Source organism: Sedimentimonas flavescens, assembly GCF_019264375.1.
GTDB lineage: Bacteria > Pseudomonadota > Alphaproteobacteria > Rhodobacterales > Rhodobacteraceae > Rhodobacter > Rhodobacter flavescens.
In genome coordinates this window covers 134219-154311 of the sequence record NZ_JAHVAI010000003.1, presented here as the reverse complement: position 1 = coordinate 154311, position 20093 = coordinate 134219, and the positions used below count along the sequence as shown (strand labels likewise).

General features: G+C 63.5%; 17 protein-coding genes. 8 read left to right on the top strand and 9 right to left on the bottom strand.

What is annotated here, in order from left to right:
- Positions 1–734 (bottom strand): PKD domain-containing protein (locus KTQ37_RS05910; protein WP_218629570.1); only part of this gene is annotated, 734 nt, incomplete at its 3' end.
- Between KTQ37_RS05910 and KTQ37_RS05905 the strand changes: the two genes are divergently transcribed.
- Positions 712–987: a hypothetical protein gene (locus tag KTQ37_RS05905; RefSeq protein WP_218629569.1), complete on the top strand. Its 276-nt coding sequence runs from the start codon at positions 712–714 to the stop codon at positions 985–987. The two genes, KTQ37_RS05910 and KTQ37_RS05905, sit on opposite strands and share 23 nt — an antisense overlap.
- A gap of 635 nt (positions 988–1622) precedes the next feature.
- Positions 1623–1868 carry a hypothetical protein gene (locus KTQ37_RS05900; RefSeq protein ID WP_218629568.1) on the top strand — a complete coding sequence of 82 codons (246 nt, stop codon included), beginning with the start codon at positions 1623–1625 and terminating at the stop codon, positions 1866–1868.
- A 35-nt stretch (positions 1869–1903) separates the two neighbouring features.
- On the opposite strand, the gene KTQ37_RS05895 is transcribed toward KTQ37_RS05900, so the two are convergent.
- The 7 genes from KTQ37_RS05895 to KTQ37_RS05865 form a co-directional block, all read right to left on the bottom strand.
- Complete coding sequence (locus tag KTQ37_RS05895) at positions 1904–3328, bottom strand: gamma-aminobutyraldehyde dehydrogenase (RefSeq protein ID WP_218629567.1); 1425 nt, start codon at positions 3326–3328, stop codon at positions 1904–1906.
- 21 nt (positions 3329–3349) lie between these two features.
- A complete protein-coding gene (locus KTQ37_RS05890; protein WP_218629566.1) occupies positions 3350–4159 on the bottom strand; it encodes an ABC transporter permease in 810 nt (269 codons plus the stop codon).
- The gene (locus tag KTQ37_RS05885; protein WP_218629565.1) at positions 4149–5096 is read right to left on the bottom strand and encodes an ABC transporter permease; all 948 of its coding nucleotides are present in this window, start codon (positions 5094–5096) and stop codon (positions 4149–4151) included. Before KTQ37_RS05885 ends, KTQ37_RS05890 begins: the two co-directional genes overlap by 11 nt.
- Positions 5093–6076, bottom strand: a complete 984-nt coding sequence (locus KTQ37_RS05880; RefSeq protein WP_218629564.1) for an ABC transporter ATP-binding protein — start codon at positions 6074–6076, stop codon at positions 5093–5095. Before KTQ37_RS05880 ends, KTQ37_RS05885 begins: the two co-directional genes overlap by 4 nt.
- Positions 6077–6141: 65 nt before the next feature.
- Positions 6142–7305 (bottom strand): ABC transporter substrate-binding protein, encoded by a 1164-nt coding sequence (locus KTQ37_RS05875; protein ID WP_218629563.1) that lies wholly within the window; start codon positions 7303–7305, stop codon positions 6142–6144.
- Positions 7306–7426: 121 nt separating this feature from the next.
- Complete coding sequence (locus KTQ37_RS05870; RefSeq protein ID WP_218629562.1) at positions 7427–8329, bottom strand: LysR family transcriptional regulator; 903 nt, start codon at positions 8327–8329, stop codon at positions 7427–7429.
- Between the two features lie 624 nt (positions 8330–8953).
- Complete coding sequence (locus tag KTQ37_RS05865; RefSeq protein WP_218629561.1) at positions 8954–9277, bottom strand: hypothetical protein; 324 nt, start codon at positions 9275–9277, stop codon at positions 8954–8956.
- A gap of 366 nt (positions 9278–9643) precedes the next feature.
- On the opposite strand from KTQ37_RS05865, the gene KTQ37_RS05860 reads away from it, so the two are divergent.
- The 6 genes from KTQ37_RS05860 (at position 9644) to KTQ37_RS05835 (ending at position 18198) form a co-directional block, all read left to right on the top strand.
- The gene (locus KTQ37_RS05860) at positions 9644–10366 is read left to right on the top strand and encodes a Crp/Fnr family transcriptional regulator (RefSeq protein WP_218629560.1); all 723 of its coding nucleotides are present in this window, start codon (positions 9644–9646) and stop codon (positions 10364–10366) included.
- Positions 10367–10560: 194 nt separating this feature from the next.
- Positions 10561–10935, top strand: a complete 375-nt coding sequence (locus tag KTQ37_RS05855) for a DUF3307 domain-containing protein (RefSeq protein WP_218629559.1) — start codon at positions 10561–10563, stop codon at positions 10933–10935.
- Between the two features lie 193 nt (positions 10936–11128).
- Positions 11129–12760, top strand: a complete 1632-nt coding sequence (locus tag KTQ37_RS05850; RefSeq protein ID WP_218629558.1) for an FAD-binding oxidoreductase — start codon at positions 11129–11131, stop codon at positions 12758–12760.
- 9 nt (positions 12761–12769) lie between these two features.
- On the top strand, positions 12770–15946 hold the full coding sequence (locus KTQ37_RS05845) for an AAA family ATPase (RefSeq protein ID WP_218629557.1): 3177 nt from the start codon (positions 12770–12772) through the stop codon (positions 15944–15946).
- 321 nt (positions 15947–16267) lie between these two features.
- Entirely contained in the window at positions 16268–17023 is a 756-nt protein-coding gene (locus KTQ37_RS05840; protein ID WP_218629556.1) for an ATP-grasp domain-containing protein, read from the top strand.
- Positions 17020–18198 carry a hypothetical protein gene (locus KTQ37_RS05835; protein WP_218629555.1) on the top strand — a complete coding sequence of 393 codons (1179 nt, stop codon included), beginning with the start codon at positions 17020–17022 and terminating at the stop codon, positions 18196–18198. The genes KTQ37_RS05840 and KTQ37_RS05835 overlap by 4 nt, the downstream gene beginning before the upstream one ends.
- Positions 18199–18334: 136 nt before the next feature.
- Here KTQ37_RS05835 and KTQ37_RS05830 read toward each other — a convergent pair whose 3' ends face one another.
- Entirely contained in the window at positions 18335–19771 is a 1437-nt protein-coding gene (locus KTQ37_RS05830) for a coniferyl aldehyde dehydrogenase (protein WP_236021099.1), read from the bottom strand.
- Positions 19772–20093: the final 322 nt, after the last annotated feature.

Here is a 20093-nt window from a genome sequence, read left to right as displayed (position 1 = left end):
CTGTAGCTCAGCGTGTCGTCCTCGGGGTCGCTCGAACCGCTGCCATCGAGATTGACCGTCGCGCCAGAGGCCACCGAGAAATCTTCCCCCGCATCCGCCGTCGGCCCCGTGTTCGGAGGCGGCGGCGGGTTCACCGTCACCGTCACGCTCGACGCCTCGGACGTCAAACCGCCATCACTCACCACAAGCGCAAACACCAGAGTAGCCGGATCGGCCGACCACGAGAGCACCGGCGCCGTGAAGCTCGGTGCGACCGCGCTCGGATCGCTCAGGTCCACACTCGGCCCTTCCGTCTGCGTCCAGCTATAGGTCAGCGGATCACCATCGGGATCGCTCGAACCGCTGCCGTCCAGGCCGCTCGAAGCACCAGAGTCCACCGAGAAATCTTCCCCCGCATCCGCCGTCGGCGCCGTGTTCGGCCGCGCCGGCGGGTTCACCGTCACCGTCACGCTCGCTTCGGACGAAAACTCCCCGTCGCTCACCACGAGCTTAAACACCAGATCGACCGGGCTGTCCGACCACGAGAGCGTCGGCGCCGTGAAGCTTGGCGTCGCAGTCGACGCGCCGCTCAGGCTGACGCCCGTGCTGCTCGTCTCTTCCCAACTGTAGCTCAGCGTGTCGTCCTCGGGGTCGCTCGAACCGCTGCCATCGAGATTGACCGTCGCGCCAGAGGCCACCGAGAAATCTTCCCCCGCATCCGCCGTCGGCGCCGTGTTCGAGCTTGCCCTGTACAATGTCGCAGGAGAAGATTGCCCGGAGGTGATTGCAAAGCTGCTGTTCAACCCGGAGGCCGATGCGGACACGACCGTCGAAGCGGAGGGGCTGGCAGGCGCGGTCCAGTTTGCCGTACAGCTTGCCGCCTGTGTCTCTTCTTTATTCCCGTGCGAAATCGAGAGCGTAGCCGTGCATGAGATCGGGTTCGGGATTCCATCAGGATTGCTGATCCCGGTGATAGAGATCGGAATCGAGTCGGGGCACCGTTCATGATTGTTTCCTGTCGAGGCAACCGTGTACTGCACGCGGAACGTAAGGGTCGTCCCTTGCCCCCCGCCGGCAGCGGGATAGGTATAGCCCGACGGGTAGGTCACGGTCAGCACCGGGTTGGTGGCGGTACAGGCGGCCATAGCCCCTGCGGCGGACCCCACGACTCCGGCAAGACCCAGGACCAAGATGGCGCCTCTCCTCGCGAGGCGGCGCAACACCGCCCGACCGGAGGCCGCCCGCAACGTAGAGAAACCAGAAATTCGCTTAATACGCATGTGCTCAACACCTCAGCCTGAACCGCTCGGCCAGATCGAGTAAATGGTTAACAAAGTATTAACGCAATGAATCGTTGCGCGGTGGCACGCATGCCCTGCGACTGTGACAGCGCCGCCACGAGGAGCCGCGCAAAATGCGTTTCATTCTTGGGTTTCTTGCCCCGACACCGCGCCGAAAGAGGCCGTTTGGCGCGGCGATCATCCCCACTCGAACCGGCGGATCGATTACCGGTCCGAACTAGCCGAAACCCATGCCCTCGGCGCACAGGCCCATTCACGCCGTTGCCCGAGTAATCGAACTCGACTACCCTCACGCAAAGTATTGGCACCCCTCAAGCGGGCAATGGATTGCGTGGAGGCGATTTGATACTGTTCGGGCTCAGGTCACCGCTGGTTGTGGATTACGAAATAGCGGCGACAAGATCGGGAACCGACATCGCCTATGGCGTCTCGGTCGCGGGCCATCCCCGTGTTCTGTCCGACATCGAGATCGTGGAGCTGGCGGCGCTTGGCGACCGGCCCAGGGGCGCCGCGATGCCCTCCCTGCGCCGGATCAGCGCTACGATTTCCGAGCGGCTCGACCAGAACCGTGCGGCCCTACATCCGTAAGGAGGTTGCCGGGGGCGCGAACGCCCCCCTTGCGATCAATGTGCGATCATGACGTGGCGCACGACCGAGTAATCCTCGAGTGCATAGGACGACAGATCCTTGCCGTAGCCCGACTGCTTCAACCCGCCATGCGGCATCTCGCTGGTCAGCATGAAGTGGGTGTTCACCCAGGTGCAGCCGTATTGCAGCCGCGAGGCGACTTGCAGCCCCTTCGAGACATCCTTGGTCCAGACCGAGGACGCGAGGCCGTAATCGGAGTCATTCGCCCAGGCGATGGCCTGATCGGCATCGTCGAAGCGGGTGACCGAGACGACGGGGCCGAAGACCTCGCGCCGCACGATCTCGTCGGTCTGCAGCGCGCCCGCGATGACGGTGGGCTTGTAGAAGAAACCCGGCCCGTCGGGGATTTCGCCGCCAGTGGCGACCTCGATGTGGTTGGCCTCGCGCGCACGGGCGACGAAGCTGGCCACCCGGTCGCGCTGGCGCAGCGAAATCAGCGAGCCCATCTCGTTTTGCGCATCATCCGCCTGCCCGTATGCGATGGAGGAGACCGCGTCGCTCAGATCGGCGACGAAGCGATCATAAACCGCGCTATGCGCGTAGACGCGGCAGGCGGCGGTGCAATCCTGCCCGGCGTTGTAATAGCCGAAGGCGCGCAGCCCCTGCACGGTGGCCTCGATGTCGGCGTCGTCGAAAACGATGACCGGCGCCTTGCCGCCCAGTTCCAGATGCGTGCGCTTGATCGTCTTGTTCGCGGCCTCAAGGATCTTGCGCCCCGTCGCAATGTCGCCGGTCAGCGAGATCATCGCGATCTTGGGGTGGTTGATCAGCGCCGAGCCCACCGTCTCCCCACGGCCGAGGATGATGTTAACCACGCCCTCGGGCAGGATCTCGGCAAAGATCGCGGCCATGCGCAGCGCGGTCAGCGGGGTCTGCTCCGAGGGTTTGAAGACGACCGTGTTGCCCGCGCCGATGGCAGGTGCAATCTTCCAGGCCATCATCATCAGCGGGTAGTTCCAGGGCGCAATGGAGGCCACGATACCGATCGGGTCGCGGCGGATCATCGACGTGTGCCCCGCCAGATATTCCCCCGCCACCGGGCCGGTCATACAGCGCACGGCACCGGCAAAGAAGCGGAAGCAATCCACGATGGCAGGGATCTCGTCGCCCAGTGCCAGATGGCCGGGCTTGCCGCAATTCATCGCCTCTAGCGCCGCAAGGCTTTCGGCCTCGGCCTCGATCCGCTCGGCGATCTTCAGTAGATAGCCCGAACGCTCGGCCGGTGTCGTGCGCGACCATCCGGCAAAGGCTTTCTCGGCGGCGCTGACGGCAGCCTCGACCTGCGACAGCGAGGCCTCGGGCAGCGACACGATCAGCTCGCCGGTGCGCGGGTTGAGGATCTGCTCCTCGGTCTCGGTGCCACTCACAAGGCTGGCTCCAATCAGCATCTGGGTGTCCATCTCAGTCTCCCTGTTCTTGTCTTATTTCTCGGCGCCAGCGGTGTGTTCGCCGTCGCGGGTCAGATAATAGGCGGCAAGGATCGGCAGCACCGTCACCAGCACGACGGCCATGGCGACGACGTTGGTCACCGGGCGCTGGCGCGGGCGCACCAGTTCCTCAAGCATCCAGATCGGCAGCGTTGTCTGCTGCCCCGCGGTGAAGGTGGTGACGATGACCTCGTCAAAGCTGAGCGCGAAGGCAAGCATCCCCCCCGCCAGCAGCGCGGTCGCGATATTGGGCAGGATCACCAGCGTGAAGGTCTGCACCCCGTCCGCGCCCAGATCCATCGCCGCGTCGATCAGCGCCCCCGAGGTGCGCCGGAACCGCGCCACCGCGTTGTTATAGACGATGACGATGCAGAAGGTCGCGTGACCCAGCACGATGGTCCAGGTGCTGAACGGGATCTCCAGCAGAGAAAAGGCCGAGCGCAGCGAGATCCCGGTGATGATGCCCGGCAGGGCAATCGGCAGGATGACCAAGAGCGAGATCGTCTCGCGCCCGAAAAAGCGCGACCGGGCCACGGCGGCGGCGGTCAGCGTGCCAAGCGCCAGCGCGATGACGGTCGAGATCGCGGCGACGCGCAGCGACAGGAACAGCGCCTCCCACACGTCGGGACGGTTGAGGGTGACACCGATCCATTTCAGCGTGAAACCGGGCGGCGGCCACTGAAAGCTCTTTTCCTCAGTCGTGAAGGCATAGACGAAGATCAGCGCAATCGGCGCGAGCAGGAAGAACAGCCCTCCGGCGGCGGCCAGCTTGAGCGGAAGCGGTGCGCGGTTATCAGAGTGCATCGAAAGCCCCCATCTTGCGCGCGCCCCACAGGTAAAGGCCCATGATCACGATCGGCACCACGGTGAAGGCCGCAGCCAGCGGAATATTCCCCGCCGTGCCCTGCTGCGTATAAACCGCCTGCCCGATGAAGAGCCGCGACGAGCCTATGATCTGCGGGATGATGTAATCGCCGAGCGTCAGCGAGAAGGTAAAGATCGACCCTGCCACGATCCCCGGCATCGCCAGCGGGAACAGCACCATGCGAAACGACTGGCCCGGCGTTGCCCCCAGATCGGCGGCGGCTTCCAAGAGTGGCGCGGGCACACGCTCCAGCGCCGCCTGAACCGGGATGATCATATAGGGCAGCCAGATATAGACGAAGACGATGAAGGTGCCGAGATAGCTGACCGAGAGCGAGTTCCCCCCCACCACCGGCAGCGCCAGCGCGGCCTCCAGCGCCCAGGTCAGGTGCAGCTTGGCAAACAGCCAGTTCAGGATGCCCTCTTTGGCCAGAACCAGTTTCCAGGCGTAAACCTTCACAAGGTAGCTCGACCACAGGGGCAGCATGACCCCGATATAGAACAGCGCCTTCCATTTGCCGCGCGCATAGCGGGCCGCGAAATAGGCGATCGGGAAGGCGATCACCGCCGAGGCCAGCGTCACCGCCGCCGCCATCGACACCGTTCGGATGATGATGTCGAGATTGTAGGAGCGGAACAGCTCGGCATAGGTCTTGAGCGTGAACTCATGCACGATCAGGCCGGAATATTCGTCGATCGAGAAGAAGCTCTGGATCAGTAGCGCGATCAGCGCGCCGATATAGACGATGCCCAGCCAGAGCGTGATCGGCAGCACCATCAGGAAAACGAACATACGCGGGTGGCGGATCACCCAATCGACCGCGCGCGACAAGGGCCCCGAGCGGGGCGCGAAGATGGCGGGGGAGATGGCGCTCATGATCCGCGCTCCATCAGGTGAACGCGCGCCGGATCCCAGGCGATGCGCGTGGCCTGACCTGCATCGGGCAAGTCGTCACGCGGGGCGACCAGCGCGGTCAGGGCCTGGCCGCCGACATCCAGCGCCAGTTTCACCACGCGGCCATGAAAATAGCGTCCGGTCACCACCGCCTCGCGCCCGGCGGGGTCAAGGGTGATGTCCTCGGGCCGCAGGCTCGCCCATTGCCCCGCCGCGCCCACGCCCGCGAAATCAGCCGGGATCACGTTCGACGACCCCACGAAATCGGCGACAAAGCGCGAAGCCGGGCGGCGGTAGATGTCCTCGGCGCTGCCCACCTGCTGGATCCGGCCCTCGGCGAAAACCGCGACGCGATCGGCCATCGAGAGCGCCTCTTCCTGGTCATGCGTCACGAAAACGAAGGTCAGCCCAAGCGCGCGTTGCAGCTTGCGCAGTTCCTCCTGCATCTGTTCGCGCAGCTTGAGGTCAAGCGCGCCGAGCGGCTCATCCAACAACAGCACGCGGGGCTTGTTGATCAGCGCGCGGGCCAGAGCCACGCGCTGGCGCTGGCCGCCCGACAGCTCGCCCGCGCGACGACTGCCGTAGCCCGCCAGTTCAACCATCGAAAGCGCCTCTTCGGCAGCCTTCAGGCGCTCTGCCCGGCTCACCCCCTTCACCCGCAGCCCGAAGGCCACGTTGTCGAGCACGTTCATATGCGGAAACAGCGCGTAGCTTTGAAACACGGTGTTGACGTTGCGCAGATAGGGCGGCACGCCATCGGCGCGCTCGCCGAAAATCTCGATATGGCCGGCGGTCGGCTGCTCGAAGCCCGCGATCAGGCGCAGGCAAGTCGTCTTGCCCGAGCCGGACGGCCCCAGCATGGCAAAGAATTCTCCGTCGCGGATCTCCAGATCCACCTCGTCCACGGCCCGTACGGGTCCGAAATGGCGCGAAACGCCACGGAAGGTCACAGCATCAGTCATGTCAGTTCTTTCGGGGGGAGGCTCCCGGACCGGCATGGCGCCGGTCCGGGGCTTTCAGGCGGGGATCAGCGGCCGCCGATCACGCCGATATAGTCGGACACCCAGCGATAGTAGGGGACGCAGGTGCCCTGGCTGTCGCATTTCGAAACCGGCGTGCGCCAGAAGTTGATGCGCTCGAAATCGCCCAGGCCGTTCGTAGCGCAGCCTTCGGCGTTCTGCATCCCCGAGCCGTCGGTACAGGCCTCGGGAACCGAGGGAACCGCGCCGAACCAGACCGAAAGGTCCGATTGCAGGTTCGAATTCAGCGAATGCTCCATGAACATATAGGCGCAGTTCGGGTGCTCGCTGTCGGCATGCAGCATCAGCGTATCGGCCCAACCGGTCGCGCCCTCTTCGGGGATGACCGAGGCCACCTTGGCACTGTCAGCTTGCAGCAGGTTCACCTGGAACGGCCAGGAGGACGAGGCCACGACCCCTTCGTTCTTGAAGTCGTCGATCTGGATAAAAGCGTCATGCCAGTAGCGCGAAACCAGCGTGCGCTGACCGCGCAGCAGGTCAAGCGCGGCGGCGTATTGATCCTCGTTCAGCTCATAGGGGCTCTTGATGCCCAGTTCGGGCTGATGCGCCATCAGATACATCGCCGCGTCGGCAATGTAGATCGGGCCGTCATAGGCCTGCACCCGGCCCTTGTTCGACTTGCCGTCGGGCAGGTCCATCTCTTTGAAGACAACATCCCAGCTTGTCGGCGCCTCGGGGAAGGCCTCGGTGTTGTACATCAGCACGTTCGGACCCCACATGAAGGGGGTGCCATAGTGCATCCCGTCCACGGTGTGCCAAGGCGCGTCCTTGAGGCGGTCATCGACACGCGACCAGCTGGGGATGAGGTCAACGTTAACCGGTTGCAGGCGCTTGCCCGCGATCAGCCGCAACGAGGCGTCGCCCGAAGCGGTGACAAGGTCAAAGCCGCCCTCGTTCATCAGCGCCACCATCTCGTCCGAGGTATTGGCGGTCTTGACCTCGACCTTGCAGCTGGTAGCCGCTTCGAACTTGGTCACCCAGTCGAAGGCCGGATCGGTCTCGCCGCGCTCGATATAGCCGGGCCATGCCACGATCGAGACCGAGCCCTCGCCCGCGCCAAGCTCGGTCAGCATATCGGCAGCACCCGCAGGCAGCGCCATCGCCAGTCCAAGCGCCAGCGCCGAGGTGCATCCCATGTAGATCTGTTTCATCAGCGTCATCCCTGTTGCCATGGGAGCTTCGACTCCCTTGGCGCAGAGCCTGCGCGCGATGAACCGATTTCACAAATTCAATAATCTGGTTGGCGCTATCGGTGTTTCCGATAGCGGAATTTTACTTCGCATTATTATGAACTTGCGCAGCCAGAACGAACTCGCGCGCGGCGCGCGACAGGGGCGCGCCCTTGCGCCAGACCACGCCGACCTGCACCACCGGCAAGCTGCCGGACACGTCGCGCGACACGATCCGGTCGCCTTCCAGCGACCAGCGGCGATAGACCATCTCGGGCAAAAGCGCGATCCCCGCCCCCGTCGCCACCAACGAACGCACCGCCTCGACCGAGCGCGTGCGGAAGGCCACGCGTGGCCGGGCGCCAAAGGCCGACAGTAGCTTGCGCGTAGCCTCCTCGATCTCATCGACGCGCAGCATGATCATCGGTTCGTCGATCAGATCGCCAATCGAGACCGAGGTGCGCGTGCTCAGGTCATGCCCGTTTGGCAACCACAGCTGATAGGGAGAGACGTCGATGATCTCGGTTTGCAGCGCCATGCGGTCGCGCATGTTCGAGGTGACCATCACGGCCACGTCCAGCTCGCCGCCGACCAGAAGGTGCTCAAGGTAATCGCCGCTATCTTCGACCGCATTCACCTCGACCTTCGGATTGGCGCGCCGGAACCGCGCCAGAATGTCCGACAGCACATAGCCCGCCACCAGCGAAGTCACCCCGATATGCAACGTGCCGGTAATGTCCTCGGCCTCGGTCGAAAGCGCGTGCCGCGCGTCCGAGACATTGCTCAGGATGCCCGTCGCATGGCGCAGGAACTGGTGGCCCTTTTGCGTGATATCGAGGCCGCGCGGGTGGCGATCGAACAGCGTCACACCCAGATCGGCCTCAAGCTCGCGGATCGCCTCGGTCACTGCCGATTGCGAAATCGCCAGCGCATGGGCCGCGCCCGAGACCGTGCCTGCCTCGGTCACCGCCACGAAATATCGAAGCTGCTTCAGTGTGAAGGCCATCGCGCCCCTGCCCCTAACCTGCGCCGGATAGCACCACGAAGCCCGCTTGGGCTCAAGCACCTTCGCACGGCGCAGTTCTCCTGCAAGTAGCGGATCGGCTCGACCGACAAGGCGAGTACCGGGAGGAATGCACATGCCCCTGCACGCCCGCCCGCGTGCCTTAAGGAGAAAAACCGTGGGCGAGCCTGGAACTATTCAATCATGCTGAAAGGAAATAACGGCTCGCCCACGAGGATCGCCGCAATTGCGACCCCACCAGGGAATGGGAAGTAGGTAAACACTCACGAACTACCAACGGACAATTCGGGGGATCTCCGGCGTGGCCGCCGTCAAACCCCGATCTGACACCCTCATTTGGGGCACATCGGGTCGGCAGGTCTGTTCCTTGGGGAACATAAGGCGCATTTTTCTGAGATTTCCTGCAATTAGCCTGAACCTCGATCTTCAGCCATTTGAGGAGAATGGCCAAAACACCTTGCCGCCCGGGAGCGAACGGCCACCTTGCCGCCCGATGCACTTCACGGGTCGGCCCACGAAGACCGGAGCACTATCCGGGCCTCGCGGGCCAACCAAACCATCGGGATGGGGCGGCCGCGCACAAGAAGCTGCGACCGCGCTGCATTCTTACTTCGGCGGCACATGGACCGCATAGCTGCGGCGCGGCGGGCCAACATCCATGCTCGCTGCAGTCATCGTCATTTCGGACCGCGGCGTGAGAACGCGGTGGTTCGGGCTGCCGCTGACCACAAAATCGAGTGCTGTCGCGGTGGCGCCATCCGCGGCGGATGCGCCCGACGGCGAGACGGCCGTAGCCCGGATCGGACCGCCGTCATCCGAAAACTTCAGCGCGCCGGGATCGAAGGTCAGCAGCATCGCCAAGGCGGCCGCAGAGCCGATAAGGGCAATCATCGGCCAAGAAGAGTGATGGTGCGCGTTTAGGATCGACATTTGTGTTCTCCCTTGCAGTAGGTATGACGTATCGCTTCCTGCTCTTGGATAAGGCAGGCTATCAGGGGCGGTCTGTCGCGGTGCTCCCTGCACAATCGAAGCCGGGTGACGAGGCGCGAAGGCGCGTTCTTGATTGATTGCCGCGCGGGCGCCTTACATTACGGGAAGTAACTCTTGACCAGACGAAGATGCGCCGAGTCTCAGCCACAGGCTGTTTCTCAGGTAACGTAGGGTCAATTTTTTGCTGACGGGGCCCCGAAGACGTGGCTTGTTAAGCTCAGGCCGCCCATGGGGTTCACCTCTTCTCTCTTGCGGGACATGGCGCAGGTGGCGCAGAAACAAGCAGAGCAGCTGACGTGAGTGGAAATGGATAGTCTGGGTTCCGACGAGCGACGCAGGATCATCGAGCGCCTCCCCCTATTTGAGGGGCTCGGCGCCGAAATCGTTGCGCAGATCGACGAGCGCCTGCTGCCACGCAAATGGGCACCGGGATCGACGATCTTTCAGCGCGGCGATGCGGGCGACTACATGATCATCGTCACCGCTGGCCGGGTCCGGTTGACGCTGGCGACGCCGCATGGGCGCGAACTCGTGCTGCGCGATGCGCTGCCGGGCGAGTGCGTGGGCGAGATGTCGGTGATCGATGGAGAGCCGCGTTCCTCCGACTGCACGACCCTTCAGGAACTGTGCGGCCTGACCTTGCACCGCCGCGACTACCTCGCGCTTTGCGCGCGACACCCGGACGTGCCGCTGGCCGCAGCACGTTATCTTTCGCTGCTGCTGCGCGAAACCAACGACAAGCTGGAGGCGCTGGCGCTTTACGATTTGCAGGCGCGCTTCGCGCGGTTCCTGCTGGCCATGCTGCGCCAACACCATGGCACCCGGATCGAAGCCGTGGCGGAACTCCCGTTCGATCTGACGCAGGGCGACATCGCGGCGATGCTTGGCGCCAGTCGGCCCAAGGTCAATCGCGCCCTGAACAGCCTCGTGGCCGAGGGCATTGTCACGCGCAAGGAAAAGCTGCTGATCTGCCGCGTCGCCGAATTGACAGAGGTTGCCGAGCGCGATCCGGTGCACGGGAACGGATAACTTCGCGTCATCTATTCCCCAGGGAACAGGGCGCATCCCCGGCGCGGACAACACTCACCTGATTGACCATGTAGTGAGTTTTGAATCGTGCGCGCCTTTAGCGATTGTCCGCTGCCTCCGGCCGCGAAGCCCCGGATTTCATTGCCTCGCAGCTTTTTCGCACCTAGGCTGTTCTGAGTATCGGAGTAAGGCGATTGTCAGCCAGTCACATTCTGATCGCGGTGGCGCTATTTCAGCTCAAGCACTACATCGCGGATTTCTTGCTACAATCCCGCCGGATGGTGGTGGACAAGGGCAAATATGGCCATCCGGCCGGGCTCTTGCATGTGGCTGTGCACGTCGCCCTGACACTCCCGATTTTGCTGTACCTCGGAGTGGCTGGCAAGGCGATTGCCCTGACGATGCTGATCGAAGCCCTCGTTCACTACCACATAGACTGGGGCAAAGAGCGGCTGACCGCTCTTAGACTCCTGACGCCAAGCGACAGCGCATATTGGTACTCCCTGGGTGCAGACCAGTTGCTGCACCAACTGACCTATATATGCATCGTCGCAGTCTGGGCGGTCTGAGGCCCTCCCCTCTCTGACCCTGATTTGTCAGGCGCATCGGGGGCGGCCATGAGCGATGAATCAGGAAAAGGTTTGAAATCCGTTAAGCGTTCCAACACACTCTGCTGAATGTGTTCCGCAGCGCCCGGCGCGGCTTTTCCGCGTTCGACGTTCTTTTTTCAGAAACCCCGCTCATTCGAAACGGTGGCCCGCCATGCCCAAGAACCATTCCTACAAGCGCACGACCGACGCAGCCATTTTCAGCCTTTGGGACACCCATCCCGAGGCAGTTTTTACCCAGCTTGGCCTGACGCGCGAGGCGCTGAAGGCCGCGCAATCGGCCATGGTGGGCAGAATCGTGATGCCCGGAGACCCGAGCTACGATACCGATCGGCTGCTCACGAACCCCGTCTTCAACCCCGCGCCCTGCGTCATCATCTATTGCGAAAGCGAAAGTGACGTCGGGATCGCGCTTCAGATCGGCAAGCGCGGGACCATGCCCTTTACCATCCGTTCGGGTGGGCATTGCACCGCCGGGTTTTCTGCGGGCTACGGCGTTCTGATCGACGTCAAAGGGCTCGACCATGTCGTCGTCGATCCCGCGATGAAGACCGCCACGGTCGGCGCTGGCTGTGATTTCGCGCGCCTCAACCGGGCGCTCGCGCTTTATGGCCTGCACGTGCCAAGCGGCGAATGCGACACGGTCCGCGTCGGCGGCTTCGTGCAGGGGGGCGGGCTGGGGTTCACCTCCGCCAGCTTCGGGATGAACTGCGACAACGTCCTGTCTATGAAGGTGATGCTGGCGGATGGCCGGATCATCATCGCCACACCCAACCAGAACCGCGATCTGTGGTGGGCGATGCGCGGCGGCACGGGCGGCAATTTCGGGATCCTGCTCGAAGTGGTCTACCATCTCTACCCGCTGAAGCAGGTCACGGGATGGGCGCTCGCATGGACACTCGAGACCCCTGCGCAGATCGCGCAGGCGGCCGATGTCATGCTGCGGCTTCAGCGCGACTACATGGGGCCGAACGGGGTTTACGGAGATGCGCTGACGCTCCAGGTCCTGATCGTCTATCAGACCGAGCTACAAAAGGGCGTGCCGATGCCCACGCCCGGTTACGTCTTCATGGTGCGCGGCCTGTGGGTGGGCAACCCGCAAGACGCGATTGCCTCGATGAAGCCTCTGGCGGCGATGCCCGGCGCGACGGTGCAATGGACGAAGACCGGCACCTATATGGAGGTTCTGGATGCGCTGCTGAACGACCCGCAGGATCAGCCCATCGTCGCGCATGGCATGCCGAACGAGGACAAGGCCTCTCGGTATGTCGCCAAGGATCTGTCCGCGGCCGAGTGGATCGAGGTCCTAACCTTCTTCACCACGAAATCGCCCAACACCATGTCCTACATGTATCTGGAGGTCTATGGTGGCAAGATCGCCTCTTACCCGCTTGAAAACAGTGCTTTCGTGCATCGCGATGTGCTGTACGACGCTGTGCTGGATGTCTTTTGGTACATGCCCGGCGACCGCGCGGCGGCCGAGGCCTTCATGCATGATTGGATCCAGCTGATAGAGCGTTTCTGGAATGGCGGCGTCTATCAGAACTATCCCAGCATCAGCGTGCCGGACTATCCGCATAACTACTGGAAATCTGCCCTGCCGGGGTTGAAGAAAGTGCGCCAGAAATACGATCCCGGGCACTCCTTCCGCTTCGCACAGGAGGTGCCGGTGCCCCTGAGCGACGAGACGCCCGGGCCCGACGAGATCCCCGCCGATATCTTGGCGGCTCTCGCGCTTCCGATCGACGAGGTCGGGGGCGCACAACCAATCCGGCTTGCGCTCTGAGGTCACTCAATGAGCCAGGAGAACGGCGCGGATATCGAGGAATGGCTGACGGCCCTCGGGCTCGCGCAGTACACCGAGGCATTCCGCGCCAACGATGTCGATTGCTCCGTCCTGCCGCAACTGACCACCGAGGATCTGCGCGAGATCGGCGTCACCTCGGTCGGGCATCGGCGGCGGATGCTGTCCTCCATCAAGGCTATGGCAGCGACGCCGCACGAGGCCGAACGGCGGCTCCTGACGGTGCTGTTTTGCGATCTGGTGGATTCGACATCGCTCGCCGCTGCCAGCGATCCCGAGGACTATATCGACTTCATCTCGCTGTTTCGGCGCGCGCTGGAGGCCGCGATCCGCCCACTTGGCGGCTATGTGGCCAAGTTCCTCGGCGATGGGGTCATGGCGACATTCGGCTATCCGACCGCATCCGAGCATGACGCTGAGCGCGCCGTGGCCGCCGGACTTGCCGCGCTGGAGAGAGTTTCGAAGCTTCCTACACTGGCGGGGCGGCGCGTGCAGGCGCGCATCGGGATTGCGACCGGCCTGACCGTCGTGGGCGCACATGATGCGGGTGCTGCCCTTCTCGATGACAGCGCAATCGGTGAAACACCGAACCTTGCCGCCCGGCTTCAGACCCTCGCGCACCCCGGCACCATCGTCATCTCGGCGCAGACCCACGATTTGATCGGCAAGGTTTTCGATTGCGCCGATCTGGGGGCGCACCGGCTCAAGGGCATCGCCGAGCCGGTCCCCGTCTGGCAGGTCATCGGGCGCAATATGCGCACCAGCCGCTTTGACGCCCTGCGATCCAATCGCGGCAGCAGCATTTTCGTGGGGCGCGCGGCAGAGTTGGCGCGACTTTCGGCGGCACTGCGCGACAAGCGCAGCCAAACGTTGGTGGTGACTGGGGAATCTGGTATCGGCAAATCGCGCCTCGCACGCCGGGCTGTCTCGGCCTTCTGCCCCGAAGGGCGGCGCGCCATGATCATCCAATGCTCGCCCTACGGCGTCGATGTGCCGTTCGAGCCGATACGCTACCTACTCGAAGCGGCGTGCCAACTACGTGCGGATGACGACCGGGAGCAGAGCCGCGCAAGGATCGGCGAGTTTCTCTCGGCCTTTCTCGAACCCGAGGAGGAGCGCATTGCCCTGCTGTGCATGTTGCTTGGCCGGCAAGCGCAGACGGATGGCCCTTTAGCCGCCATGGGCGGGCAGGAGATCCGCAACCGGCTTATGGCCCTGCTTGGACAGTTGCTTGTTGCGATGGCTGCGCCCTCGGCGCATGTGATCGTTGAGGATGCGCAGTGGCTCGACCCCTCCAGCTCCGAACTGCTAGAGCGCAACCGGGAGGCCATGGCAAACGCCGGGACGGTCGTGGTTGTTACCGCAGGCTCCGGTCTGCACAAAGCCTGGCTCGAGCCGCCGCAGGCCGAGGTCATCGCGTTGGGCCGCCTGAACGGAGCCGAGGTCGCCGAACTGGTAAAGGCCGTCGCAGCCGATCGCCCGATCAGTGACGAGGCGCTTGCAACTATTGTCGCACGCTCGGACGGCGTGCCAACCTTTGCCGAGGAACTGGCGCGCGGTTATTTCGAGGCCGTGGGCGCTGGTGCGGCGGGTTCTGCGCCGGAACATGTTCCGGTGACGTTGTCACAGGCGCTTCAGGCGCGCCTTGATCGGCTGACCCAAGGCCGCCGCATCGCCTGTCTTGGCGCCGCGATCGGGCGTGAATTTCCCGTCGCCCTGCTCATAGCGGTCTCCGACGTGCCCGCCGACACCGCCCGCTCCGCCATTGAGGAGTTGATCGAGGCCGAGATTCTCATCCCCGGGAAGAACGCCTATGGCGATGTGGTCCGCTTCCAGCACACCCTGGTGCGCGAGGCCGCCTATGACCTGCTACTGAAACGACAACGACCTGCGCTTCATGCGCGCATCGCAGAAGTTCTGACGACGCAATTTGTCGAAATCGCCGACAAGCAACCGCATATCATCGCGATGCAGCACGCCAATGCCGGCGCCCATATCCCGGCGGCGGCACAGTGGCTGCGTGCTGGTCGTCGCGCCTTCCAGCGATCCGCCTATGCCGAAGCCTCGGCCTTCTTCTCGAAGGCGCTGGCCGAGATCACCCTGGCCGAGCCCTCAAGGCAGCGCGATTCAGATGAGCTTGAAATCCGCCTGAATCTGCTCAGCGCGATGATCTGCGTTTCCGGCTACCAGTCGCTAGGTGCCTCCGAGCAGACCGAGCACGCCATCCGCCTCAGCAAGCAACTGGGCGACTCTGACAAGCTTATCCCGGCGTTGCAGGCACGTTGGGTTCATCTTGGAAGCGGAAACGAGTGGCGCGCGGCCCTGCAACTTGCGCGACAAGCGCATGAGGTCGCCGCCGAGGGATCCGATATCGACCGGCTCTTCGCCCATCGCATGTGCGCCACCTCATTTCTTTTCGTAGGCGAGATCGACCAGGCGCTGCATCACTACCTTGCGTTCATGGCGCTTTTCGACCCCGAGCAGCACGGCGAGATGATGCGACAGGGACATTCGGACCATGTCACGATGGTTATGCTGGGCCTGTCCGAGGCCTATCTGCTGAAAGGCGACACCGCCAATGCCGAGAGCTGGCGCAATCGCATGTTCGATTACGCCCGCACGATGCGGCGGGTCCATGACAGCGGGCATATACTTGTTTTCGTCTCGATGCATTCCGAGTTCCTCGGCCGCCACGACCTGACCAAGGGCTATATTGCCGAGCTTGAGGCGCTGATGGCCCAGCACTCCCTGCCGAACTGGGTTGGCTATCGCGACTTGTTCGTCGGACTCCTGCGCGCCCGCGAGGGCGGGGTTGATGAAGGCCTGGCCAGAGCGCGCGAGGGAGTCGAGCGCCTGATCACGGTCAAGGCTTTTGGCAACTGGTGGTATCTGCTTTATGCCGAGGCCTGCGCCAAGGCCGGTCGCTGGCGCGATGTCGCATGGGCGCTCGATCATGCACGCGCCATTTCCGATGGCGGAGATCTGCGCTTCGCCGGAGAGCTGTACCGCCTGGAAGCGCATCTGAACTTCGAGCGCGACTGCGATCCAGACGCCGCCCGCGCGCTGATGGAGCAGGGCCTCAAGATTGCCCGCGCCCAATCGGGGGAGCTTGTCGCCACTCGACTGGAACGGGATCTGCTGAAGGTCTCGGCGCGTCTGACGTTTTGATCCATCGCCCCGCGATCGGGCGTCGGCCCCACGAGATGAGGGCCGTGCTTCACGTGGTCAGCCGTGCAGATCTTAGCCCTGCGCGAGGCGCCAATCGCAGTTCCGCCTCAGGAAGTCCCGCCAAACCTGTGCTGCTAAGCGCTCGCCCGCCGATCGATAGCCCCAAGCAACCACCCTGAAGGCCCCGCGACTGAACCTTGCGCACGGTCGCGCTACAGGTTGCCCGTAGTTCAAGAAAATGCTCTGCGGGAGGCGCGCGTGGCCCTAATCTCGATCGCGACCCTAGATGGAAAACATCAAGGTGTATCCGTTCTGAAATCGATGGACGCGATCTGGCGTGAGGCGGGCCACGAGGTTCGCGTCGGCAAAGATTTCGACCCGGCCGCAGACGTCGCGATCCTGCACCACAATGTTAGCCTGATTGATCCGGCGCTGGTGCCTCCGGCCCCGAAGGGCGTTTACGTGATCAACGGTGCAGCACGGGACATCCGTAAACGCGGCTACTCCCAACTACAGGTTTCCCAAGACACAGACTGGAACGGGCCGGTGCTCGTAAAGACGAACGACAACCACTTTGGCATTCCCGAGCGGCGGATTTACAAATCGCGCCATGTCGAGCGTGTCTGGGACAAGCTCGCGCAGTGGAACTGGAAGCTCGCGCGGCGCCTGCCCTATCGGACCTACCCGTTTCTGGATCACGTCCGCGATGTTCCCGATTGGGTATGGCGCGACTCGGCCTATCTGGTCGAGCGCTTCGTACCGGAGCGCGAAGGGGACCTCTACAGCATTCGCGGATGGATGTTTCTGGGCGATCGCGGCTACGGGTGGCGGATCTTCGCGCACGACCCGATGGTCAAGACGGGGACGATGGTTCGTTATGAGTATCTTGAAGAGGCCCCGGAAGAGGTGCTCGCGGCGCGCGCACGTTGCGGCGTCGATTTCGGCAAGATCGACTATGTCGTGCACGACGGGCGCGCGATTGTTTTCGACGTAAACAAGACCCCGAGCTTCGCGGGCGATCCCGCCTCGCCGCGCCTGCGCAATCTTGCATTAGGTATTGAGGATTTTCTGAAATGACGCTCGTGCCATCGGTCTCGCAAGACGTACTCTATCCCGCCGATGCGGCCTGGATGGCCCGCACAGACCTGAAGACGACGCGGCTGCTGGGGTATACCGACGTCAACATCGACTCGGTGACCGGGGTTACCATCGGGATTCTCGGACGGCAGCCTTCCGTGCGGCACGCCTCAATGGTGACCGACCAGATCCTTGAGTTTCTTGGCAACGCGCGGTTATCCGTCGAAGAGGACATGCGGGTCTACCGCTCAGAAAACGAGGCGATCGCTGCCGCCAGATCCCTGATCGCGGAAGGATACCGGCTGTTCTCGCCCTACCCGCTTCCCGCCGGGCTTTACCCGGATGATGCCTCGGTGGTGCCCGCCCCGCTCTGGTATCGGCTGAACGCCAAGGCGCGCATGTTGGAACTGTTTCCTGCAGAGCATCTCGCGCCGCGCCAGATCGTGAATGGCGATGCAAACATCGCCCCACCGGTCTACCTGAAGGCCGGGGGTGCCGCTGCTACCGGATGGGCCTATGCGGTGCGTTACTGCGCGACCCAAGAAGAGATCGACTTGGCCCTGAAGTGGTTCCATGAACCCGGAGCCGCCGCCGATCTGGTTGCCGAGGACGCGCTGAACGTGATCACCTGCTGGTGCGCGCATGTGGGCTGTTCGGACGCCGAGACGGTCTATCTTGGTGCGGCCGAGCAGACTTTTTCGGCCCCGGCCCGGCAAACAGGCAGCATCATCGACGCTGCGCGGGACTTTCCCGAAGCAGGTCGTCGGATCGTACGCGCAGCAGGCGAAAAAGCGCGCCAACTTGGCTATCGCGGCATCGCGGCCTTCGACGTGGGCCTTACCGATGATGGGCGCCTGATCGCCTTCGACCCGAACTTCCGGGTCAACGCTTCGACGACGCAGGTCCTTCTGCACGAGGCCGCTACCCGAGGCACAGCCTGGAGCACAAGCCAGTCGGTCGGCGGACCGACCCCGCTGCCGATGCCCGAGATCATCGCCCGGCTCGACGGCCCAAGCCGCGAGGGCTGGTTCGTGCCGACGAGGCTGCTGGATGCCACGCTTCTCGACGCCGCAAAGGGTAACTCGCTTTGGACAGGTTTCGTGCTGGGCAAGGACCGTCAGGAGACGGCAGATCGCGGCGCGGCCCTAGCCGGGATGCTGGCCGAGCGGGACTGAAACCCACCGTGCGCAGCGAAGCCGCCCTCGGACCAGACGCGGTCGGCAGCGGAGGCGCGGGCTAGTCGCGGAACTCGGGTGGCGGCTCCGGTCAACGTCGCCGACCCACCGCCCCTCTAAGGCCAGCAGGCCCGGATCACACGATCCTCTCCACGAGCTTCCAGATCCTCCGCTTTGTCGGGCCGTAGGGCGGCGTGGCGAGGAACGTGCCGTTTACGCTCCGCTGTGCAAAAATCGACTTCATGTGACTGAAGGTCTCGAAGCCCCGATCACCGTGGTAGGCGCCGTTTCCGGAAGCACCAACTCCGCCGAATGGTAAAGTATCGCATCCGACATGAACGATCACGTCGTTGATGCAGACCCCACCCGAATGCGACTGCCGAAGCCAGACATCCCGATCGTCTTGGCTTTGCGTAAAGAGATATAAAGCCAGCGGCCGGTCGCGCGCGGCCACAAAATCGAGCGCTTCCTGCCGAGTGTCATAGGGAAAGAGCGACAGGAGCGGCCCGAAGACCTCTTCCTGCATCACCGCCAGATCGCAAGACGGGTTGACAATCACCGACGGAGGCAGCTTGCGCTTGGAGGGCTCACCTGCGCCCTGCAATTGCAGAACCGTCGCGCCGCTGCGCCGCGCCTCGTCGATCATTCCTTCCAGGCGGAGCAGATGGCGCTCCGAGATGATCGCGGAGTAGTCTTGGCTGGTCGTTCCGGCCGGATGCTGCTCTTGCCAGGCCGATAGAACCCGGGCGGCGAAGTCGTCGATGATCGCGCGTGGAACCAGTGCATAGTCGGGCGCAACGCAGATCTGCCCCGCACTCGCCGCCTTGCCCCACGCGATCCGCCGAGCCGCGACGTTGAGATCGGCGGACTGCGTAACAATGACCGGGGACTTACCACCAAGCTCAAGCGTCACGGGGGTAAGGTTCTTGGCTGCGGCAAGCGCAACCTTGCGCCCGACCGCGGTGGATCCGGTGAACAGCAGATGATCGAAAGGCAGTTCCGAGAAGGCCCGCGCCACATCCTCTCCGCCGTTGATGACCATCGCCTCCTCGGGCGAGAAGCGCTCGCCGATCATCCGGGCCAAGACATCGGAGGTACGTGGTGAAAGCTCCGAAGGTTTCACCATCACCCTGTTGCCGGCTGCGAACGCGGTCGCCATGGGCGGCACCACCATGAAAACAGGGAAGTTCCACGGTGCGATGATGCCAACGACGCCCAGTGGCTGCGGAAAGATGCGCCCGCTCGCGGGTAACAGATGCAGGGGCATCCCAACCCGACGCGGCTTCATCCAGCGCTTCAGATTCCGCCGAGCGAAACGCACCGCCCCCAGAGACGCCGTGATATCGTAGATTCGGCTCTCGTGCGGGCTCCGATACGAGAAATCCGCGCTCATGGCCTCGACGAGCGTATCGGAATAGTCGCGCAATGCACGTTCCAGGCGATCAAGCCTGTCACGCCTGACATCGATGGCGGGATATGGCTCGGCTGCGAAGGCGGACTTCATGAGCGCGAGCGCCGCGCCGGGCATTTCCGCCTCCGTGGCAGGTTCAGCATGAGCAGTGGTATTCAGCATTGCGCTTCTCTCAGGGCGTATCGAAATGGCCATAGACCGGTTGCAAGCCAGCGAGCCAGTACTAAAGGACGTGCTACCCTCGGCGATCGCGGGCGTCGGGGCAAGTCGCTTGGTCGCAACGGTGTTGAGGGCGGAACCTATCATCGTCGCCCTGTTTTGACGCCCCGAGCGACCCCCATTGCCAGAGCGGCAATTCTGCTCCGGATCCGCTGGGGCATGGGTTCGAACAGCGCCACAAAGCTGGCACCGAATGCTGTTCTGGCAATCAAGGCTTCCTCGGTCTTCAGGACGTTCGAGAGCGCGACCATCCGGTGCAAATCGC

Excerpts from the sequence above, each read along its gene's own strand:
- KTQ37_RS05890 (WP_218629566.1), bottom strand. The coding sequence starts at position 4,159 with ATGCACTCTGATAACCGCGCACCGCTTCCGCTCAAGCTGGCCGCCGCC.
- KTQ37_RS05840 (WP_218629556.1), top strand. The coding sequence starts at position 16,268 with ATGGACGCGATCTGGCGTGAGGCGGGCCACGAGGTTCGCGTCGGCAAA.
- KTQ37_RS05895 (WP_218629567.1), bottom strand. The coding sequence starts at position 3,328 with ATGGACACCCAGATGCTGATTGGAGCCAGCCTTGTGAGTGGCACCGAG.
- KTQ37_RS05875 (WP_218629563.1), bottom strand. The coding sequence starts at position 7,305 with ATGAAACAGATCTACATGGGATGCACCTCGGCGCTGGCGCTTGGACTG.
- KTQ37_RS05870 (WP_218629562.1), bottom strand. The coding sequence starts at position 8,329 with ATGGCCTTCACACTGAAGCAGCTTCGATATTTCGTGGCGGTGACCGAG.
- KTQ37_RS05880 (WP_218629564.1), bottom strand. The coding sequence starts at position 6,076 with ATGACTGATGCTGTGACCTTCCGTGGCGTTTCGCGCCATTTCGGACCC.
- KTQ37_RS05845 (WP_218629557.1), top strand. The coding sequence starts at position 12,770 with ATGAGCCAGGAGAACGGCGCGGATATCGAGGAATGGCTGACGGCCCTC.
- KTQ37_RS05850 (WP_218629558.1), top strand. The coding sequence starts at position 11,129 with ATGCCCAAGAACCATTCCTACAAGCGCACGACCGACGCAGCCATTTTC.
- KTQ37_RS05835 (WP_218629555.1), top strand. The coding sequence starts at position 17,020 with ATGACGCTCGTGCCATCGGTCTCGCAAGACGTACTCTATCCCGCCGAT.
- KTQ37_RS05885 (WP_218629565.1), bottom strand. The coding sequence starts at position 5,096 with ATGAGCGCCATCTCCCCCGCCATCTTCGCGCCCCGCTCGGGGCCCTTG.
- KTQ37_RS05865 (WP_218629561.1), bottom strand. The coding sequence starts at position 9,277 with ATGTCGATCCTAAACGCGCACCATCACTCTTCTTGGCCGATGATTGCC.
- KTQ37_RS05860 (WP_218629560.1), top strand. The coding sequence starts at position 9,644 with ATGGATAGTCTGGGTTCCGACGAGCGACGCAGGATCATCGAGCGCCTC.
- KTQ37_RS05830 (WP_236021099.1), bottom strand. The coding sequence starts at position 19,771 with ATGCTGAATACCACTGCTCATGCTGAACCTGCCACGGAGGCGGAAATG.